The organism is Candidatus Pelagibacter sp. Uisw_101 (assembly GCF_047727615.1).
In the GTDB taxonomy this organism is placed as follows: domain Bacteria; phylum Pseudomonadota; class Alphaproteobacteria; order Pelagibacterales; family Pelagibacteraceae; genus Pelagibacter.
In genome coordinates this window covers 186519-206671 of record NZ_CP159821.1, presented here as the reverse complement: position 1 = coordinate 206671, position 20153 = coordinate 186519, and the positions used below count along the sequence as shown (strand labels likewise).

The window sequence follows — 20153 nt, the reverse complement described above, 5'->3', positions numbered from 1 at the left end:
TATGCAAAAAGTATATATTTTAGAAGATAGAGGAATTCTCTACGTAAATGGAGCAGATGCTAATGAATTTTTACAAAATATGATTAGTAATGACATTAATAAGGTCAATGAAGACAATAGTTGTTTTGCATCACTACTAACTCCACAAGGAAAATTTCTATTTGCTTTTATTGTTGTAAAACATAAATCTGGTTATTTCATAGATTGTGAAAAATCTCAAACAGAGGCTCTCTTTAAGCAACTGAGCATCTACAAGCTTAGAGCTAAAGTTGAAATTATGAATTTAAGCAATGAATTTGTAATTGCAGCATTTAGTCATGAAAAGTTTTTAAAATTTGAAGGTGCCAAGGATCAACCTGGAAACACAATAAAATATAGAGAGGACCCTATTTTATTAGACCCAAGAAATAAAGATCTGGGTGCAAGGCTTATTATTAATTTAGAAAAGCTTTACCTATCTTTAAAAAAATTAGAGCTAAAAGACTCCCCAATTACTGAATATTACGAATTAAGTCATGAACTAGGAATTGCTCAAAAAGAAATGAATAAATTACAAAATAAATTATTTGGAATTGAATGTAATTTTGAGGAGCTAAATGGAATAGATTTTAAAAAGGGTTGTTATGTTGGTCAAGAAAATACAGCAAGAATAAAACTAAAGAATAAACTTTCTAAAAGATTGTTAGCCATACAATTAATTAGTGGAAAATTAACTGAGGGTGCTTCAATTTATGCTAATGATATTGAAATAGGTAAAGTATTGATTAATGATGAATATCCCTTTGCATTAATCAAATATCTAGATGAAAACTTTAAAAAAGACAGTGAATTAAAAAGTGAAAATTCAATTTTGAGAATAAAAATGCCAAATTGGATACGGTAGTGTGGCATAATAAGGAATGACAAGTATTAACCTAATTGATAAGTTTTGACATGGAATTTACACCAGAAGTAAGAATAGCAACTGATCCTATTTATCAAAAAATCTCAAAGGTTATGCCTGAGATTGAGTGGTCAGTTCATGCTCCTTATATTCATAGAATTAATCAATTAAAAAAAGAAAAAAATGCAATTATACTTGCTCATAATTATCAAACTCCAGAAATTTATCACGGTATTGCAGATGTTGCAGCAGACTCGTTAGCGCTTGCAATTGAGGCTTCAAAAACTGAGGCTGATATTATTGTAATGGCAGGAGTTCACTTCATGGCCGAAACATCTAAGTTGATGAGTCCTGAAAAAAAAGTTTTACTTCCAGATATGACTGCTGGTTGCTCTTTATCATCGTCAATCACAGGTAAAGATGTGAGGTTGTTAAAGAAAAAATATCCAGGTGTGCCTGTTGTCTCATATGTGAATACTTCCGCAGATGTGAAAGCAGAAACAGATATTTGTTGCACATCTGCAAATGCAGTTAAAATTGTAGAATCTCTTGGTGTTAAAAAAGTTATTTTTTTACCTGATGAATACTTGGCAAAATATGTTGCTTCCCAAACTGAAGTTGAAATTATCGCTTGGAAAGGTATTTGTATGGTTCATGACCAGTTCACTGAGAAAGAAATACATGATATTAGAGCAAAAAATCCTGGTATTAAAATAATAGCTCATCCAGAATGTCCACCTGACGTAATTAAAGCAAGTGACTTTGCTGGATCAACTGGTGGGATGATTAAATATGTTAAGGACAATCAACCTAAAAAAGTTATGATGGTTACTGAATGTTCAATGAGTGATAATATTCAAGTAGAAAACCCAAATGTAGAATTTATTAGACCATGTAATCTTTGTCCTCATATGAAAAAAATTACATTACCAAAAATTTTAGATTGCCTAGAAAATGAAACTGGTGAAATCATAATGGATAAAGAGACAATAGAAAAAGCAAGAATTCCTGTTGAAAGAATGGTTGCGATCGGCAGATAATAAAAGTGTCTCAAATTAAATTAAGCGATTATTATATCAAGAATGTTGTAAAGCTTGCTTTAAATGAAGATCTGTACCCTTCTGGTGATATCACTTCAAACTTAGTTAAGAATAATAAGATAATAAAAGTTAAATTAATTTCTAACCAACAAGCTGTGATAGCTGGATTAGAATTTGCAAAACAAACATTTAAATTAATAGATAATAAGATTAGATTTATTATTAAAAAAAAAGAAGGCTCCTTAATTAATAAGAACGATGTAATAGCTATAATTGAGGGTAAGGCTGAAAATATTCTAATTGGTGAAAGAGTTGCTTTAAATTTTATGAGCCATGTCTCTGGAATTGCCACTAAGACTAATCAATTTGTTAAATTGGTTAATAAAAAATGTAAAATTTGTTGTACTAGAAAAACGATTCCAACCTTAAGAGTAATACAAAAATATGCTGTTAAGTTAGGTGGTGGTACAAACCATAGATTTAACTTAAGTGATGAATTTCTTATTAAAGACAATCACATTGCAAGCTCTGATATTAAAACTTTAGTGTCTCTTGCAATCAAAAATAAAAAAGGAAGAAAAATCACGGTAGAAGTTGATAATTTAAATCAACTCAAACAAATTATAGGTTTAAAATTTAATACTGTTTTGTTTGATAATATGAACAATAAAACACTTAAGGCAGGTGTTAAAATAGCCAAAAAGTATTACGTAACTGAAGCTTCTGGAAATGTAACTCTAAAATCAGTTAAAAAAATTGCAGCAACTGGTGTTGATAGAATTTCTATTGGTAGCATCACTCATAGTGTGCCTGCTATAGATTTTAAATTAGAAATTTAATTTTTTTTAGACAGTTCTGCTTGTGCAGCAGCTAATCTTGCTATTGGAACTCTATATGGTGAGCAAGAAACATAATCTAAACCTGCATTTGCACAAAAATGAATACTTTTAGGGTCTCCACCGTGTTCTCCACAGATTCCAAGTTTAATCTTTTTATTTGTTTTTCTTCCTTTTTCAACTGCAATTTCAATTAAATCAGCTACTCCATCATCTATAGAGATAAATGGGTCTATAGAAAAAATCTTATTCTCAAGATAATCATTTAAAAATTTACCACTGTCGTCTCTACTTAAACCGAATGTTGTTTGAGTTAAATCATTAGTTCCAAAACTAAAGAACTCTGCATGTTTAGCTATATCATCAGCTTTAATTGCTGCTCTTGGTAATTCAATCATTGTGCCAACTAAATAATCTACTTTAATTTTTTTATCCTTTTGAACTTCTTTTGCAACTCTCACTACTAAATCTTTCATTATTCTAATCTCAGCTTCAGTTGATACTAGAGGGATCATAATCTCTGGAAATGCCGACTTAATTTTTTTTATCTTAAGCTCGGATAAAGCTTCAAAGATTGCTCTACATTGCATTTCATAAATTTCTGGAAATGAAATTCCCAATCTACAACCTCTGTGACCTAACATTGGGTTTTGTTCATGCAACTCATTAATTCGAGACTCAATTTCTTTTAATGGTAAACCCACAACTTTTGCTACATCATTAATTTCTTTTTCTGTTTTTGGAAGAAACTCATGTAATGGTGGATCTAACAATCTCACTGTTACAGGAAGGCCATTCATAATCTTAAATATTTGAACAAAATCTTTTTTTTGGTGTGGTAAAAGCTTTTCTAGTGCCTTGTTTCTGTCTTCTACTGTTTTTGATAAAATCATTTCTCTGACAGATAAAATTCTCTCTTCATCAAAAAACATATGTTCAGTTCTACAAAGCCCTATACCTTCAGCTCCAAAGTCTCTTGCAGTTTTTGTGTCTAATGGTGTTTCCGCGTTGGTTCTTACTTTTAATTTTCTAAAATTATCTGCCCAGCTCATCAATTTAGAAAAGTCTCCTGAAATTTCTGGTTTAACTGTTGGCACCTCTCCTAGAATAATTCTTCCCGTTGATCCATCAATTGTAATAATATCTCCTTCTTTAATTTCAACAGAAGATGTTTTAAAAGTTTTTGCATCATAGTTAATATCAATCTCACTAGAGCCAGAAACACATGGTCTTCCCATGCCTCTTGCAACCACCGCAGCATGACTAGTCATCCCACCTCTTGCTGTTAAAATTCCTTTTGCAGCGTGCATTCCATGAATATCTTCAGGTGACGTTTCAACACGTACTAAAATAGTATCCTGCATAACATTATTTAATCTTTCTGCTTCCTCTGATGTGAAAACAACCTTACCACTTGCAGCACCTGGAGAAGCTGGCAAGCCTTTTGCAATAACATTTGGTGTACTTTTTTCATCCAGTGTAGGATGTAACAATGTATCTAAAGAAGAGGGATCTATCCTCATTACTGCTTCTTTTTGAGAAATCAGTTTTTCCTTAACCATATCAACTGCAATTCTAACAGCTGACTTTGAGGTTCTTTTTCCAGACCTTGTTTGTAGCATCCACAATTTATTATTTTCAACTGTAAATTCTACGTCTTGCATGTCTTTGTAGTGTTTTTCTAAAATCTTTAAAATCTTATCCAATTGTTTAAATACTTTAGGCATAGCTTCTTCCATCGAAGCTTCTTTTACTTTTGCATCTTTTCTTGCTTTTTTTGTAATGTACTGAGGAGTTCTTGTTCCTGCCACCACATCTTCTCCTTGAGCATTAATTAAATATTCACCATATACTTCATTAACACCATCTGATGGATTTCTTGTAAAGACAACCCCAGTAGCACAATCATTACCCATATTACCAAATACCATTGATTGAACATTAACTGCAGTTCCCCATTCAGCAGGAATTTGATTTAATTTTCTATAAACTTTTGCTCTATTACTTTCCCAGGATAAAAATACAGCACTAATAGCACCTAATAATTGATCATACACATTCTGAGGAAATTCTTTTTTTGTTTGATCTTTAATAACTTTTTTGAAATCATTAATTAATCCCTCCCAATCATTCGCATCAAGATCTGTATCTAAAAGAACACCTTTAGTTAGTTTATAATTTTCAATTAACTCTTCAAAGTGATAGCCTTCAACATCCATTACAACATTACCATACATCTGAATAAATCTTCGGTAACTATCATTTGCAAATCTGCTATTAGAAGTTTTTTTTGAAAGTGCAATAACAGTTTTATCGTTTAAACCTAAATTTAAAATTGTATCCATCATTCCTGGCATTGAAACTCTTGCACCAGATCTCACAGATAATAATAAAGGATTTTTTAAATCACCAAATTTTTTCCCAACTTCTTTTTCGATAATTTTTAGTTCTTTTTTTATAGTACTAACTAATTTTGAATTTAGTTTTTTCTTATCTTTGTAAAATAATTCACAAACTTTTGTTGAAATTGTAAAACCAGGAGGAACTGGGAGTCCCATTCTACCCATTTCAGAAAGGTTTGCACCTTTTCCACCTAAAAAATTTTTTGGATTTTTAATTTTTTTAGAATCTTTTGATTTAAAATTTAAAATTAAGTTATTCACTATTTGATTTCTATATTTGAAAAATTTATGTAATTGTCAAATGTTCTACATAACATTTGTAAAAGTTCCAATCTGTTTTTTTTAATATTTTTATCATCATCGTTGACCTTAACATTATCAAAAAACTCTGAGGTTACTTTTTTTGTACCAGCTAGAATTTCAAGCGTTTCCTTATAGCTCTCATCTTTACCGATATTTGTGAAATATTTTCTTATTTCATTAATCTTTTTAAATAGATTTTTTTCATAATCATTTTTAAAAATACCAGGGTCAGTTGTATTTGATAGTTCAAGATCTCCACTTTTCAACTCACTTTCAAGTATACTAGAAGCTCTCTTATAGCTTGTAATAATATCCTCTCCTATTTCTTTATTAATTAGTCCATTAAGTGTTGAAGCTTTTTTATATATTTTATTCAGGTTGTCTATTCCATGCGCTTTTATGCTGGCATCTATTATCTCTGCTCTAATTTTTTTCTCTTTCATATAATACTTTAATCTGTCCATTAAAAAATCAGACAGTTCTTTTTGAGATGAAACGTTTGAAAAATTAAAACCTTGGTTTTTATGAAGTGAAGTCGAATAACTAATAAGATCTTTAATTTTAAACTCTTTATTATTATCAATTAATAACCTTATTACACCAAGTGCAGATCTTCTAAGCGCATAAGGATCTTTTGAACTCGTCGGTTTTTGATTAATTCCAAAAAACCCAACTAGAGTATCAATTTTGTCAGTTAAAGCTAAAGCAATACTAAATGGTTTTTTTGGTGTCTTACTATCAAGTCCAGTTGGTAGATAATGTTCACTTACAGCTAAGGCTATTTCTTTATCAAAACCTTGTACTTCAGCAAAGTGTCCGCCCATAATTCCTTGAAGCTCGGGAAATTCACCAACTATATCAGAAACTAAATCAACTTTACAAATTGATGCTGATAGCTCAACTTGGTCTTTACTAATCAATAGTTCATCAGAGATCATTCCTCCAAGCTTTCTCATTCTTTGAATCTTATCAAAATAAGATCCAAGACCTTTAAAATAATTCATACTTTTTAATTTTGAAACTTGTTTAACTAAATTTTGAGATTTATTTTTTTCCCAAAAGAATTGCGCATCACTTAATCTTGCTTCTACAACTCTTTCGTTACCCAGTTTAATATAACCTTTTTCATCATTGTTATTTGCCACAACTAAAAATTCATTGGTAATTTTTCCTTTTTTGTTAAATGTTGGAAAATATTTTTGGTGATATTGCATTGTAATTATCAAAATTTCTTTTGGAATATTTAAAAATTTCTGATCAAATTTGCATATAATAATATTCGGTTGCTCAACTATATCTGTGACTTCATCTAAAAGTTTATTGTTTGACTCAACAATAAAATTATTTTTATTAGATATCTTTTCAATTTCTTTAATAATAAATTCTTTTCTTAGTATGTGATCTATAATTATTCCTGATTGATTGAAGAAATCTTTATAGCTTTTAAAATTTTTAAATATTTTCTTTTTATCTTCAAACTCTTTATCGGTAAATGTTGTGTTAGAAGATATTAAATGATAAAATTTAAAATCTAGACTTTTATCATCAAAAACTGCTAAAATAGATTTTAGCGGTCTTGCCCAACTAAGATTATAGTTTCCCCAAACCATAGATTTTTTCCATTGTAATTTATCAAGGATTAGAGGCGTATATTTTTGAAGTAAATCTATGGTATTAATTTTATTTGATGGTTTCTTGAAAAAATAGAATTCTCCTTTTTCTATCTTTTTTTTAAGTAGATCTTTTTTATCTATTTGATTTGATCTTAGAAAGCCCTCTATAGCTTTTTCTGGTGCATTAACATTTGGTCCTTTTATTTCTTCAGCTTTTTGTGTTATTTCCTTAGACAGACCCTCAAATAAAATTATAAGACGATTTGGAGTTGAAAATGAAGAGCTTTTTTTAAATGAAATTTTTTTTTCTTCAAATAAATTTTGAAAATTTTCTAATAAAGTATTACGTGAGTTACGCTGCAAACCAGCCGGTATTTCCTCACTAAACAGCTCTAAAAAAAATTCTGACATTAATCTGTTTGACTGCTTAACCAACTTTCGGCAACTGCTTTTGTAATGTCTCTAATACGCCCTATATAACCTGCTCTTTGAGCAACACTTATAACTCCTCTTGCATCCAAAATATTGAATACATGGCTTGCTTTTAAACATTGATCATATGCAGGTAGTGAAATTTTTTTTTCTATTAATGCTTTTGCTTCAAGCTCAAACATATCAAACATTTTGAATAGATTATCTGTATTAGCGTGTTCAAAATTATATGCAGAGAACTCTTTTTCTGCTTGAAGAAACACATCCCCATATTTTACACCTTCATCATTCCATAATAGATCATAAACATTTTTCATTTGTTGAGTAAACATACAAATTCTTTCAAGACCATATGTAATTTCAACTGAAACAGGCTTGCATTCAAATCCAGCCATTTGTTGGAAATATGTAAATTGAGTAATTTCCATTCCATCACACCAAACTTCCCATCCTAAACCTGCCGCACCTAAAGTTGGACTTTCCCAATCATCTTCAACAAACCTAATGTCATGTTCTTTGTGATTAATACCGATAACAGCCAAACTATTTAAATAAAGTTTTTTGATATTATCTGGTGATGGCTTTATTAAAACTTGAAATTGATAATAATGCTGCAATCTATTTGGATTCTCTCCATACCTTCCATCAGTAGGTCTTCTTGATGGCTGAACATAGGCTGCCTTCCACGGCTTAGGTCCTAGAGATCTTAAAGTTGTAGCAGGATGAAAGGTTCCAGCCCCTACCTCAATATCGTATGGTTGAAGAATAACACAACCATGTTTACCCCAATATTTTTGAAGATTCAAAATAGTATCTTGAAATGATTGAAATTTAGGTTTTATAATTTTTTCTTTAGAAGCCATATCTTTGCCAGATAGATCTTTCCTCTAAAATATTTGCTAGTTGATCCATTTGATTGCTTGATGAGGAAAGTTTTTTGCTTAACCAGCCTTTAGATTTTTCAAATTTTTTAATAACAACATCTTCACCAAATTTTTCTTTTAAGATTTCATTAGCATTACCTAATCCATCAATCAAACCTAGCTCTTTTGATTTACTACCCGCCCAAAACTCTCCTGAGAATAATTCAATACCATCTTTTTTAAGTTTAGATCCTCTGCTTTCTTCTACAACTTTAATAAAGTCTTTATGTAGATCTAATTGAATGTTCTTAAGTCTCTCAATATCCTCTGACTTCTCTTCTTGAAATGGATCTAGTGAACTTTTATTTTTTCCTGCCGTATGAACTCTTCTTTCTACACCAATTTTTTTAATCAATTCTGTAAATCCAAAAGATGAATAAATTACTCCTATAGATCCAATAATTGAGCTTGAATTTGCATATATCTCATCACCTGCACAAGCTATTAAGTATCCACCAGAAGCTGCAACATCTTCTGCAAATACTATTACTTTTATTTTGTTTTTCTTGGCTTGAGCTCGAATAAATTTATAGATTAAATGTGATTGTACGGGTGATCCACCTGGTGAATTGATTGTAATTGCCACTGCTTTAGCTTTTTTTAGTGAAAAAGCTTTTTCTATAATCTCTTCTTGTCCTGCAAAATCTATGCCCTGTTTAAACTTTCCAGCATTACCAATCACACCATTTAGCTTGATATGAGCTATTATTTTTTTCTTTTTAAAAAAAGAGAACATTGTTAATCCTTATAGAATTTTTGATTTAATATAAAGCCTACTTATAGTTGAAGATTAAGGTGCGTCAATTGATAAGTAATAAATATAACTTAATTATACTAACTTATTTTTTATGGGAACTGTAGTTCAGCTAAGAAACCAAATAAATAATTCATATTATCAACTAAAAGATTCAGTAGATGAAAAATTAGTTTTAGTTGAAGAAAAAATTAAATCAAAACTCCTAAGTGAAGTTGATCTGGTTCAAAAAATGACTGAATATCATATTGACTCTGGTGGAAAAAGATTAAGAGCTTTATTAACTCTTGGTTCTGCTAAGTTGTGTGGCTACACTAAAGGAGGCCGAGACATTAATTTAGCTGCATGTGTAGAGATGATACATGGAGCAACTTTAATGCATGATGATGTCATTGATCTTGGAAATATTAGAAGGGGTAAAAAAACATTAAATTCAATTTGGGGGAATCACTCTTCTGTATTAATTGGAGACTATCTTTTAAGTAGATGTTTTGAGATGATGGTTGATGATGGAAATATAGAAGTTTTAAAACTTTTATCCTCAACTTCTTCAAAGATTGCTCAGGGAGAAGTATTACAACTACAACACAAGGGTGAAGTTGATATGTTAGAGGAAACCTATTTTAAGATTATTACAGCAAAAACAGCTGAACTTTTTTCTGCAGCAACTAAAGTTGGTGCAATTCTATCTAACAAAGAAACAAAAGAAAAAGAAGCACTAGAATTTTATGGAAAAAACTTAGGCTTAACATTTCAAATTGCTGATGACACCCTAGATTACAATTCTGATCTAAAATTTTTTGGCAAAAAAATTGGTAAAGATTTTCTTGAAGGTAAAATTACACTACCTGTGATTTTATTATTTCAAAATGTATCATCAGTAGAAAAAGATAAATTGAAAAATATTTTTAAACAAGAAACAAGATCAAATGAAGATTTAAATTTTACCTTAGAGCTTATTAAAAAATACAACATAATCAATGAGTGTTACAAAAAAGCTGAACATTTTATTAATCTTGCATCAAATTCTTTAACTGTATTTAAAGATAGTGATGAAAAAAAGATTTTAGAAAGTCTCACTTCGTTTAGTCTACAAAGAACCTTTTAAGGACTTAATAAGGATTTAACCCAGTTATCCTCATTATCTTTAGTATATTTAAGTCTTTCATGAATTCTGCTATCCCCATCTAACCAAAATTCTATACTCGTAGGTATTAAATTCCAACCCGACCAATGCTCTGGTCTTGGAACATCATTTTTATTACTATATTTTTTTTTATATTCTTCTATTGAGCTTAAAAGCTCATCTCTATTATTTAATATAGTACTTTGTTTTGAGGCCCATGCTCCAATTCTGCTCTCATAACCTCTACTGTTGTAATATTCATCCGCCACTTCATTAGAAACTTTTTGTACCATTCCATTAATTCTTACTTGTCTTAGAAGGCTTTTCCAATGAAAGCACATTGATGCTTTCGGGTTATTTTTTAATTCATTTCCTTTTTGACTATTTAGATTGGTATAAAAAACAAATCCATCTTTGTTAAAGTCTTTTAATAAGACCATTCTAATTGATGGAAAATTATTTTCATCTGATGTGGCTAAAGCTAGTGCATTTGGATCATTTAATTCTGTTTTTTTTGCCTCATTCATCCAAACTTCAAATAAATCTATTGGATCTATTTTATCTAAAAAGCATTTATTAAGGCCTAATGAGTTTTTTTGATTCATAATTTTAACAAAATAATCTATATACTATAGATAATGTCATTTAATACTTTTGGAAAGCAATTTCGTTTCACAACATGGGGAGAATCTCATGGCCCAGCATTAGGCTGCGTCGTTGATGGTTGCCCACCTAATATAGACTTAAAAGAGCAAGATATTCAAGTTGAGCTAGATAAAAGAAAACCAGGACAATCAAAATTTACAACACAGAGAAAAGAAGATGATAAAGTACAAATTTTATCAGGTGTATTTGAAGGCAAAACGACTGGGACACCTATTTCTTTAATTATTTACAATCAAGATATGAGGTCAAAAGATTATGGAAATATCAAAGATAAATTTAGACCTGGGCATGCTGATTTTACGTACTTTAAGAAATATGGAATAAGAGATTACCGTGGTGGTGGAAGATCCTCTGCAAGAGAAACGGCTGCAAGAGTTGCCGCAGGTGCAATTGCTAAAAAAGTTTTAAAGAATAAATTAGGTAAAAAATTTAAAGTTGTAGGTGCTGTTACTCAACTAGGAATATTGGGATGTGATACTAGCAAATGGAACGATCTAACAATTAATAAAAATCCCTTTTTTTGTCCTGATAAAAATATGCTAAAAATTTGGGAAAAATATTTGCTAGATATAAGAAAATCTGGATCATCTTGTGGTGCAATTATTGAGGTAAGAGCTAGAGGAATTCCTGTTGGCTTAGGTGCTCCAATTTATTCTAAATTAGATATGGATATTGCTTCTGCAATGATGAGTATTAATGCTGTTAAAGGTGTTAACATTGGTTCGGGAATGAACTCTGCGCAATTAAGTGGGGAACAAAACTCAGATGAAATTTCACAAAAAGGTAAAAAATTAAAATTTGATTCCAATAATGCTGGTGGAATTCTTGGTGGTATTTCAACGGGACAAGAAATTGTTGTTTCATTTGCTGTTAAACCAACTTCATCGATTTTAACAACTAGAAAAACTATAGATAAGTTTGGAAAAAATACTACAATTTCTGTTAAAGGTCGGCATGACCCTTGTGTTGGCATTCGTGCAGTACCAGTGGGAGAAGCAATGATGAATTGCGTTTTATTAGACCATTACCTAATGAACAAAGCTCAGTGTAGCTAATTTCTTTAAATTTAATTTTTAACTACTTTTATCGACTCTTTTGTAAATAAAATATCTAGTATTTTTTTTGATATTTGAGATGCATTAAGACCAGCAACATCATACATTTTTTTCGGACTATCTTGTTCAATAAAAATATCAGGCAATATCATGGTTCTAAATTTTAAACCTTTATCAAATATACCTTTTTCTGATAATAGATTTTCTACATGAGAGCCAAAACCTCCAATAGACCCCTCTTCTACGGTAATCATTACCTCATGTTCTCTCGCACACTTTAAAATAAGTTCTTGATCTAAAGGTTTAGCAAAACGTGCATCAACTATTGTTGATTCAATTCCTTTATTTTTTAATTCTGCAGCTGCGATTTTGCATTCTTCCAATCTAGTTCCTATACTTAAAATACAAACCTGTTTTCCTTCTTGAATAATCCTTCCTTTTCCTATTTCTATTTTTTCATCTATAGATGGTAATTCCGTTCCAATGCCATTTCCTCTTGGGTATCTAATGGCGCAAGGTTTGTCGTTAATAATCATAGATGTATTTATCATTTTAACTAATTCTGACTCATCGCTTGGTGCCATTACTATAAAATTAGGAAGAGTAGAGAGATAAGTAATATCAAATGAACCAGCGTGAGTTGATCCATCAGCACCTACCAAGCCTGCTCTATCTATTATAAATCTTACAGGTAAACTTTGGATAGCGACATCATGAACTACTTGATCATAAGCTCTTTGTAAAAAAGTCGAATAAATTGCAACATATGGTTTATAACCTTCCGTTGCTAGTCCTGCAGCAAAAGTCACTCCATGCTGTTCAGCAATTCCAACATCAAACATTCTTTTTGGAAAATCTTTAGCAAAAATATCCATACCTGTTCCTCCTGGCATAGCAGCAGTAACGCCTACGACTTTACTGTCTCTTTCTGCATGTTTAACTAAGGTATTTGCAAAAACTTTTGTATAAGCTGGAAGGTTTGTTCCACTTTTCACCTGTTCACCAGTTACAACATTAAATTTTGAAACACCATGATAATGATCGCTAGCTTTTTCAGCATAAGAATAGCCTTTACCTTTTTGAGTTTTTACATGAATCATTATTGGGCCTTGATATTTTGAGTCTCTTGCATTTTTTAAAATTGGTATAAGTGTAGATAAATCATGTCCGTCTATTGGACCAACATAATAAAAACCTAAAGAATTAAAAAGAGTACCACCAGTTACAGCTGATCTTAAAAAATCCTCAGCTTTTCCAGCTTTTGCACTAAATCTTTTGGAAAAAGCAGAAGCTATTAATTTAAAAGTTTCTCTTAAACTAAAATAAATTTTTCCTGTTAAAAGTTTAGCTAAATAGGTTCTCATAGCACCTACTGGTTTTGCAATCGACATATCGTTATCATTTAAGATAACAATCATTTTAGTTTTTGAAGCACCTGCGTTATTCATTGCCTCATATGCCATACCTGCGCTAATTGCACCATCTCCTATGACTGCAATTATATTGTTTAATTTATTAGATAATTTGCTTGCTTCTGCCATACCTAGTGCAGATGATATTGATGTTGAGCTATGTGCTGCACCAAATGGATCATACTCACTCTCAGATCTTTTTGTAAAACCAGACAATCCATTACCTTGTCTCAAAGTTTTAATTTTTGACTTTCTTCCAGTCAAAATTTTATGTGGATAAGTTTGATGACCCACATCCCAAATCAGCCTGTCATTTGGAGTGTCAAATACGTAATGTAAGGCAACAGTCAATTCAACAACCCCAAGACCTGCACCTAAATGTCCTCCCGTTTCAGATACCACATCAATCATCTCTTTTCTAACCTCATTAGAAACTTCTTGAAGATCACTCTCTGACAATTTTCTTAAATCAGAAGGAAAATTAATATCTTTTAAAAATTTGTAGTCTTGCATCATTTATTTCTTTTTAAAATATAGTCTAAGGTTTCATTTAAACTATTAGTGTTTGAGCTATATTTATTTAAATCTTTAATTATTTTAGACTTAATTTCATCACCATATTTAATAGCATTTTGATATCCTAGTAAACTGATTAAAGTAGCTTTACCTTTTTTCTTGTCTTTGCCTGTTATTTTACCAGCAATGAGTGTAGAGCCCTTAAAGTCTATTAAATCGTCAGCAATTTGAAATAAAAGTCCAATATTTGACCCTATATTTTCAAAAAACTTTATTTGTTTATCATTTTTTCTCTTAATAATAATTGGAACAGCACAACAAAAGCTAAAAAGCTTACCAGTTTTTTTTATTTCCATCTCTATAATTTTACTTTTAGAAATTTTTTTTTTTTTCAAAACTAAGATCTAAATACTGACCACCAGCTATTCCCAAATGTCCAGAAGATTCAGATAGTTTTTTTACTAGATCTACTTTTATTTTTTCATTTATCTTTAAGCTTGAACTAACCAAGATTTCAAAAGCCATTGTTAAAAGTGAGTTTCCTGCAAGTACCGCTGTTGATTCTCCAAATTTTATATGTGTAGAAATTTTTCCTCTTCGTATTTTATCATCATCCATGCAGGGTAAATCATCATGTATTAATGAATAAGCATGAATGCACTCAACTGCAGCACCAATAGAAATTAATGTTTTATAATTAATTTTAAATATAGCTCCTATATCAATTAAAATTTTTGATCTAATTTTTTTTCCACCTGGAAATAAGCCATACTCCATAGCCGCAACTAATTCTGTTCTTTTTTGTCCTTTAATAAATCGCTTTAAAAATAAGTTTGTATCTTTTGCTATTCTAGAAAGTTTATTCTGCATTTTTTTTTGAACTTATATTGTTAATTTTTTTTTTTGTTTCTTCATTGATCATTTTTGAAGTTTTATAGAATTTTTTTTCAATAGTATTATTTAATTTTAATAACTGCTGGTATGAATCAATTGAATTCTGTAAGTCTTTTTCTGACTCTAAAGACTCAATAATATTATTTGCTTCTTTTGTTAGTTCCTCAAGAGACTGTGTGTTATTATCAGGTGGTAAATTTTTATCTTTCATATAATAATAATTATTAATACATGAAATCCAATCAATCAAATATCAAAAAAGCAAAAAAATACCTTAATAAAAATTACTGTATTGGCGTACCTACTGAAACTGTTTATGGTCTAGCAGCTAATGCATACAAGAATTCAGCAGTAAAAAAGATTTTTAATTTAAAAAAAAGGCCAAAAAACAACCCTTTAATCGTACATTATCACGATATCAATTCTCTTAAAAAAGATTGCATAATAAATGATAATTTTACTAAACTTTATAAAAAATTTTCTCCCGGTCCAATAACATATGTATTACAATTAAGGAAAGATTCTAAAATTTCTAAATATGTTACCAATAATACGAAAAGTTTAGCAGTGAGGTTTCCAAAACACACAATATTTAAAAATTTACTTAAACAGTTAGATTATCCATTAGCTGCGCCCAGTGCTAATATCACAACTAAAGTAAGTGCTGTTAAAGCAAAAGATGTTAAAGAAGAATTTGGTAATAAAATTAAATATATTTTAGACGGAGGTGCATGCGCTATTGGAATAGAATCTACAATAGTTAACCTTATAGGCAAACCATCTATACTGAGATTGGGTGGTCTAGATATCTTAAAAATTCAAAAAACTTTAGGTTTTAAGATAAGTATATCTATTAATCCTAAAAAAAAAATAGCACCTGGACAATCTCGTTTGCATTATTCTCCTGGTATACCTTTACGAATGAATGTCACAAAACCAAAAAATGACGAAGCTTTTATAATGATTAAGAGAAAAAAAACTAAACTCAAAAATTTTTTTTATTTAACCACTAAAAATAACCTAGATGAAGCAGCAAAGAACCTCTACTCATGTCTAAGAAATATAAAAAATGAAGGCTATAAATCAATTGCTGTGGAAAAAATTCCCAATATAGGTCTTGGTAAAGCTATAAATGATAGATTGCGGAGGGCGTCAAAGTATTAGATATCTAATTTGATTGTGGTGCGCCACATAGGAGTCGAACCTATAACCCCCAGATTCGAAATCTGGTGCTCTATCCAGTTGAGCTAGCAGCGCATATAGTATTAATATTACATTTTATGGAAAAAAACATTAATTTAATAGTTGAAACAGACGAGAATAACCTTCGACTTGATGTATTCGTCAACAAAAGAGAGGAGTTGATTAGTAGAACTAGAATCAAAAATTTAATTCTTAAAGAAAAATTAAAATTAAATAATGTAATCGTTAACAGTCCTTCAAAAAAAATATCTACTGGTGATAAAATTGATCTTCAAATTCCAGAACCAAAAGAGGCCTCTTTAAAACCTTATGATTTTAAATTAGAAATTGTTTATGAGGATGATGATTTATTAGTAATTGATAAGCCAGCTGGAATAATTATGCATCCAGGTGCTGGTAATTATGATGAAACAATTGTTAATGCCTTAATGCATTATAATAAAGATTCACTATCTACAATTGGAGATGAGTTAAGACCTGGTATTGTGCACAGAATAGACAAAGATACTTCTGGATTAATAGTTATAGCTAAAAATAACGTAACACATGAAAATTTATCTCATCAATTTAGCGAGCACACGATTACAAGAGTTTATCAGCTCTTAATTTGGGGAAAACTTAGACCTTCCTCTGGGAAAATTGATACCTTCATAACTAGAAGTTCAAAAAATAGACAAATGATGGAGGTTAGTAGTTCTAAAGGTAAAAGAGCAATCACTAATTACAAAACTATAGAGATTTTTGAAAATGATAAAACACCCACACTAAGTTTGGTCGAATGTAGATTGGAAACAGGAAGAACGCATCAGATAAGAGTTCACATGACACATATGGGCAACAGCATTATGGGTGATGGTAAATATAAAAAAAAATATAAAAAACTTAAAAATATCGATACTAGTTTAGAAAACCTAATTTATAAATTAGATAGACAATTTCTGCACGCCCAAACACTGGGCTTCATTCATCCTAAAACTAATGATGAAATGACTTTTACCTCAATTTTGCCACAAGAACTTGAAAATATTTTGGTATTGCTTAGAAATACTGACAAATAAACCCTTGAAATAATACTATAGTTAACTAAATAAATAGAACTTATGAGCGCTACAATGAATAGTAATCTTCCAGCACTATCTAATGAAGGTGGTTTATCTGCCTATCTTGAGCAAATTAAAAAATTTCCTATGTTGGCAGCTGAAGAAGAATATATGCTAGCAAAAAATTGGAAGGCAACAGGCAATGTTAAAGCTGCAGAAAAACTTGTTACTAGTCACCTTAGACTCGTTGCAAAAATTGCGATGGGTTATAGAGGATATGGTCTTCCAGTAAATGAAATGATTTCGGAGGGTAATGTAGGATTAATGCAAGCTGTTAAAAAATTTGAACCTGAAAAAGGGTTTAGATTGGCAACCTATGCAATGTGGTGGATTAGAGCTTCTATCCAAGAATACATTCTAAGATCTTGGAGTTTGGTAAAAATAGGAACAACGACTGCACAAAAAAAATTATTTTTTAATTTAAAGAAAATTAAAAATCAAATCGCTCCTCAGTCAGAAGGTGACTTAAGACCTGAACATGTAGATGAAATTGCCAACAAATTAGATGTTAGAAAAGATGAAGTCATTTCAATGAATAGAAGACTTTCAGGTAAAGAGTTTTCTTTAAATGCTCAAGTTGGAGAAGATGGTGACGAGTGGCAAGACTGGTTGGTAGATAAAGAGCTAGACCATGATCTTAAATTTGCACATCAAGAAGAAATGGGTCAAAGACAAAGCTTACTTAAAGATTCTATAAAAATTCTTAATGAAAGAGAAAGAGAGATTTTGTACTCTAGAAGATTAAATGATGAAGCTACAACACTTGAAGATTTAAGTAAAAAATACAAAATTAGTAGAGAGAGAGTTAGACAAATTGAAAACAAAGCATTTGAGAAGCTTCAAAAACATATGTTGCTATCTGCTAAATCTAAAAACTTACTTCCGGTAAACTAAACTTCAAAAGGATTCTCTAAAAGAATTGTATCTTCTCGTTCAGGGCTTGTTGAGATACTTGAAACTTTTGTCCCAATAAAATCTTCTAATGCATAGATATAATTTTTGGCATTTTCCGGTAAAGCTTCAATATTTTTTATTCCTTGGGTAGAACTCTTCCAGCCAGGGAAAGTTTGGTAAATTGGTTTGATTTTTAGCTGATCTTCAACAGCAGCTGGTAGGTAATCCATTTTTTTTCCATCAAGTTCATATTCTACACACATTTTAATTTCATCTAATTCATCTAAAACGTCTAATTTAGTTAACGCTATTCCATCTATACCTGAAATTTTAATTGTTTGTCTAACCAAAACACCGTCAAACCAACCACATCTTCTTTTTCTACTAGTGACAGTACCAAATTCTTTTCCTCTAGAACCAAGTAATTCTCCAATATCATCTGTTAACTCAGTAGGAAAAGGCCCTTCACCGACTCTGGTTGTGTAGGCCTTTGTTATTCCAAGAACATAATGAATAGAATTAGGACCACAACCAGTTCCTGTAGCAGCGGCAGATGCAACAGTATTAGATGATGTTACAAAAGGGTACGTTCCATGATCTACATCAAGTAGTATTCCTTGCGCACCTTCAAATAATATTCTTTTTTTTTGTTTTTTAAATTCATCAATTCTAAGCCAAACAGGCTGAGAAAACTTTAATATTTCTGGAGCAATCTTTAAAAGTTCTTCTTTAAGTTTATCTTTTTCAAAAATTTTTTTACCCAACCCTTTTCTAATTGCATTATGATGAAGAAGTACTGTTTCTAACCTGTGGTCTAGATTAGTTTCAGATCTTAAATCCATAACACGGATTGATCTTCTTCCCACTTTATCTTCGTAGGCTGGTCCAATTCCTCTTCTTGTTGTTCCAATTTTTCCTTTTCCAGCAGCATCTTCTCTTATTTCATCCATCTCTCTATGAAATGGCAAAATAAGATTTGCAGATTCTGAAATTATAAAATTATCTACATTAACCTCAACGCCCTTAGATTTAATTTCCTCTATTTCTTCTAATAGTGCCCAAGGATCAACAACGACTCCATTTCCTATAATAGAAATTTTATTTTTTCTTACAATTCCAGAAGGGAGTAGTCTTAGTTTATAAGTTATTCCATCTATTACTAATGTGTGCCCAGCGTTGTGTCCTCCTTGAAAACGAATAACAACATCTGCTTGGTCTGATAGCCAGTCAACTATTTTACCTTTTCCCTCATCACCCCATTGGGATCCAACAACTACAACATTTTTCATTATCTAAATTTTTTTTCTACTGTTACTGAACTTAAATGGTTGATAGGTCCATGACCTTTACCAAATTTAAGGTTTGAATTTATTGAATTGTGTACATACATAGTTGCAAGCTCACAAGATCTCTTTAGGGTTTTTCCACATGAAAAGAATGTAGAAATAGCAGAAGAAAGAGTGCAACCTGTGCCATGTGTATTCCTGGTTGTAATTCTTTTATTTTTTATAATGAAAATTTCATTTTTATTAACAAAAATATCTTGGACAATTTTAGATTCTAAATGACCACCTTTTATAAAAACATTTTTTGCTCCTAATTTAATTAATATACTGGCAGCAAAAATCATATCTTCTTTTGTTCTTATTTTAGTTTTAGTTAATATTTCAGCCTCTGGAATATTTGGAGTTATTAAACTAACTTTTTTAATTAGTTCATTTTTTAATAACTGAATTGCCTTATCATCAATAAGTTTTGCACCACCTTTAGCAACCATAACGGGATCTAAAATTATCTTTTTAACTTTAATAAGATTTAATGAATGAATTACTGATTTTATTACTTTTGTAGAGTGTAACATTCCAATTTTTACAGCATCAGGTTTAATGTCTTTTGAGGTAAATTCTATTTGATTTGAAATTTCTTTTGGATCAATTGGTACTATTGATTTCACACCTGTTGTATTTTGGATTGTGACAGCTGTTATTGCTGTCATTGCATACGATCCTAAAGCAGTGATAGTTTTAATATCAGCTTGAATACCAGCACCCCCCGATGAATCTGATCCTGCAATAACTAATATTTTAGATTTTGGTTTCAA

17 protein-coding genes, 1 tRNA gene and 1 pseudogene are annotated in these 20153 nt (G+C 30.6%); 8 read left to right on the top strand and 11 right to left on the bottom strand.

Annotation, left to right across the window (positions count from 1 at the left end; all coding sequences use genetic code 11):
• Position 1 precedes the first annotated feature (1 nt).
• Genes ABXT48_RS01080 through nadC form a run of 3 tightly spaced genes read left to right on the top strand, consistent with a single transcriptional unit; the run spans position 2 to position 2762 of the window.
• Positions 2–883, top strand: coding sequence for a YgfZ/GcvT domain-containing protein (locus ABXT48_RS01080; protein WP_415286658.1), 882 nt, complete (start codon positions 2–4; stop codon positions 881–883).
• A 50-nt stretch (positions 884–933) separates the two neighbouring features.
• Positions 934–1923, top strand: a complete 990-nt coding sequence (gene nadA / locus ABXT48_RS01075; RefSeq protein WP_415286657.1) for a quinolinate synthase NadA — start codon at positions 934–936, stop codon at positions 1921–1923.
• Positions 1924–1928: 5 nt separating this feature from the next.
• Complete coding sequence (gene nadC, locus ABXT48_RS01070) at positions 1929–2762, top strand: carboxylating nicotinate-nucleotide diphosphorylase (protein WP_415286656.1); 834 nt, start codon at positions 1929–1931, stop codon at positions 2760–2762.
• On the opposite strand, the gene ppdK is transcribed toward nadC, so the two are convergent.
• From ppdK to ABXT48_RS01050, 4 genes are read right to left on the bottom strand one after another with little or no spacing between them, the layout of a single operon-like run.
• The gene (gene ppdK / locus ABXT48_RS01065) at positions 2759–5422 is read right to left on the bottom strand and encodes a pyruvate, phosphate dikinase (RefSeq protein WP_415286655.1); all 2664 of its coding nucleotides are present in this window, start codon (positions 5420–5422) and stop codon (positions 2759–2761) included. The two genes, nadC and ppdK, sit on opposite strands and share 4 nt — an antisense overlap.
• Positions 5422–7488 (bottom strand): glycine--tRNA ligase subunit beta, encoded by a 2067-nt coding sequence (gene glyS / locus ABXT48_RS01060; protein WP_415286654.1) that lies wholly within the window; start codon positions 7486–7488, stop codon positions 5422–5424. Before glyS ends, ppdK begins: the two co-directional genes overlap by 1 nt.
• Positions 7488–8372, bottom strand: a complete 885-nt coding sequence (locus tag ABXT48_RS01055; protein WP_415286653.1) for a glycine--tRNA ligase subunit alpha — start codon at positions 8370–8372, stop codon at positions 7488–7490. Before ABXT48_RS01055 ends, glyS begins: the two co-directional genes overlap by 1 nt.
• A complete protein-coding gene (locus ABXT48_RS01050) occupies positions 8362–9168 on the bottom strand; it encodes a S49 family peptidase (protein WP_271482881.1) in 807 nt (268 codons plus the stop codon). The genes ABXT48_RS01055 and ABXT48_RS01050 overlap by 11 nt, the downstream gene beginning before the upstream one ends.
• A gap of 112 nt (positions 9169–9280) precedes the next feature.
• Between ABXT48_RS01050 and ABXT48_RS01045 the strand changes: the two genes are divergently transcribed.
• On the top strand, positions 9281–10294 hold the full coding sequence (locus ABXT48_RS01045; protein WP_415286652.1) for a polyprenyl synthetase family protein: 1014 nt from the start codon (positions 9281–9283) through the stop codon (positions 10292–10294).
• Here the strand turns inward: ABXT48_RS01045 and pdxH are convergent.
• Positions 10291–10917, bottom strand: coding sequence for a pyridoxamine 5'-phosphate oxidase (gene pdxH, locus ABXT48_RS01040; protein ID WP_415303030.1), 627 nt, complete (start codon positions 10915–10917; stop codon positions 10291–10293). The two genes, ABXT48_RS01045 and pdxH, sit on opposite strands and share 4 nt — an antisense overlap.
• 33 nt (positions 10918–10950) lie before the next feature.
• Here pdxH and aroC point away from each other — a divergent pair, with 33 nt between their 5' ends.
• On the top strand, positions 10951–12033 hold the full coding sequence (gene aroC, locus ABXT48_RS01035) for a chorismate synthase (RefSeq protein ID WP_415286650.1): 1083 nt from the start codon (positions 10951–10953) through the stop codon (positions 12031–12033).
• An 11-nt stretch (positions 12034–12044) separates the two neighbouring features.
• Here aroC and dxs read toward each other — a convergent pair whose 3' ends face one another.
• The 3 genes and pseudogenes from dxs to ABXT48_RS01020 form a co-directional block, all read right to left on the bottom strand.
• Positions 12045–13958 (bottom strand): 1-deoxy-D-xylulose-5-phosphate synthase, encoded by a 1914-nt coding sequence (gene dxs, locus ABXT48_RS01030; protein ID WP_415287121.1) that lies wholly within the window; start codon positions 13956–13958, stop codon positions 12045–12047.
• A pseudogene (locus ABXT48_RS01025) lies at positions 13958–14831 on the bottom strand (polyprenyl synthetase family protein). The gene dxs and the pseudogene ABXT48_RS01025 overlap by 1 nt, the downstream one beginning before the upstream one ends.
• Positions 14821–15066, bottom strand: a complete 246-nt coding sequence (locus tag ABXT48_RS01020) for an exonuclease VII small subunit (RefSeq protein WP_415286648.1) — start codon at positions 15064–15066, stop codon at positions 14821–14823. The pseudogene ABXT48_RS01025 and the gene ABXT48_RS01020 overlap by 11 nt, the downstream one beginning before the upstream one ends.
• Before the next feature lie 20 nt (positions 15067–15086).
• Here ABXT48_RS01020 and ABXT48_RS01015 point away from each other — a divergent pair, with 20 nt between their 5' ends.
• Positions 15087–16019 (top strand): L-threonylcarbamoyladenylate synthase, encoded by a 933-nt coding sequence (locus ABXT48_RS01015; protein WP_415286647.1) that lies wholly within the window; start codon positions 15087–15089, stop codon positions 16017–16019.
• A gap of 16 nt (positions 16020–16035) precedes the next feature.
• Here the strand turns inward: ABXT48_RS01015 and ABXT48_RS01010 are convergent.
• Positions 16036–16112, bottom strand: a tRNA-Arg gene (locus ABXT48_RS01010).
• Positions 16113–16135: 23 nt separating this feature from the next.
• On the opposite strand from ABXT48_RS01010, the gene ABXT48_RS01005 reads away from it, so the two are divergent.
• Positions 16136–17116: an RluA family pseudouridine synthase gene (locus ABXT48_RS01005; protein WP_415278511.1), complete on the top strand. Its 981-nt coding sequence runs from the start codon at positions 16136–16138 to the stop codon at positions 17114–17116.
• 54 nt (positions 17117–17170) lie between these two features.
• Positions 17171–18052 carry an RNA polymerase sigma factor RpoH gene (gene rpoH, locus ABXT48_RS01000; RefSeq protein ID WP_415286646.1) on the top strand — a complete coding sequence of 294 codons (882 nt, stop codon included), beginning with the start codon at positions 17171–17173 and terminating at the stop codon, positions 18050–18052.
• On the opposite strand, the gene ABXT48_RS00995 is transcribed toward rpoH, so the two are convergent.
• On the bottom strand, positions 18049–19341 hold the full coding sequence (locus ABXT48_RS00995) for an adenylosuccinate synthase (RefSeq protein WP_415286645.1): 1293 nt from the start codon (positions 19339–19341) through the stop codon (positions 18049–18051). The two genes, rpoH and ABXT48_RS00995, sit on opposite strands and share 4 nt — an antisense overlap.
• Positions 19341–20153: a bifunctional hydroxymethylpyrimidine kinase/phosphomethylpyrimidine kinase gene (thiD, locus tag ABXT48_RS00990; RefSeq protein ID WP_415286644.1), complete on the bottom strand. Its 813-nt coding sequence runs from the start codon at positions 20151–20153 to the stop codon at positions 19341–19343. The genes ABXT48_RS00995 and thiD overlap by 1 nt, the downstream gene beginning before the upstream one ends.

Excerpts from the sequence above, each read along its gene's own strand:
- pdxH (WP_415303030.1), bottom strand. The coding sequence starts at position 10,917 with ATGAATCAAAAAAACTCATTAGGCCTTAATAAATGCTTTTTAGATAAA.
- ABXT48_RS01050 (WP_271482881.1), bottom strand. The coding sequence starts at position 9,168 with ATGTTCTCTTTTTTTAAAAAGAAAAAAATAATAGCTCATATCAAGCTA.
- dxs (WP_415287121.1), bottom strand. The coding sequence starts at position 13,958 with ATGCAAGACTACAAATTTTTAAAAGATATTAATTTTCCTTCTGATTTA.
- glyS (WP_415286654.1), bottom strand. The coding sequence starts at position 7,488 with ATGTCAGAATTTTTTTTAGAGCTGTTTAGTGAGGAAATACCGGCTGGT.
- nadA (WP_415286657.1), top strand. The coding sequence starts at position 934 with ATGGAATTTACACCAGAAGTAAGAATAGCAACTGATCCTATTTATCAA.
- rpoH (WP_415286646.1), top strand. The coding sequence starts at position 17,171 with ATGAATAGTAATCTTCCAGCACTATCTAATGAAGGTGGTTTATCTGCC.
- ABXT48_RS01005 (WP_415278511.1), top strand. The coding sequence starts at position 16,136 with ATGGAAAAAAACATTAATTTAATAGTTGAAACAGACGAGAATAACCTT.
- ABXT48_RS01055 (WP_415286653.1), bottom strand. The coding sequence starts at position 8,372 with ATGGCTTCTAAAGAAAAAATTATAAAACCTAAATTTCAATCATTTCAA.
- ABXT48_RS00995 (WP_415286645.1), bottom strand. The coding sequence starts at position 19,341 with ATGAAAAATGTTGTAGTTGTTGGATCCCAATGGGGTGATGAGGGAAAA.
- ABXT48_RS01020 (WP_415286648.1), bottom strand. The coding sequence starts at position 15,066 with ATGAAAGATAAAAATTTACCACCTGATAATAACACACAGTCTCTTGAG.
- ABXT48_RS01045 (WP_415286652.1), top strand. The coding sequence starts at position 9,281 with ATGGGAACTGTAGTTCAGCTAAGAAACCAAATAAATAATTCATATTAT.
- ABXT48_RS01080 (WP_415286658.1), top strand. The coding sequence starts at position 2 with ATGCAAAAAGTATATATTTTAGAAGATAGAGGAATTCTCTACGTAAAT.
- aroC (WP_415286650.1), top strand. The coding sequence starts at position 10,951 with ATGTCATTTAATACTTTTGGAAAGCAATTTCGTTTCACAACATGGGGA.
- ABXT48_RS01015 (WP_415286647.1), top strand. The coding sequence starts at position 15,087 with ATGAAATCCAATCAATCAAATATCAAAAAAGCAAAAAAATACCTTAAT.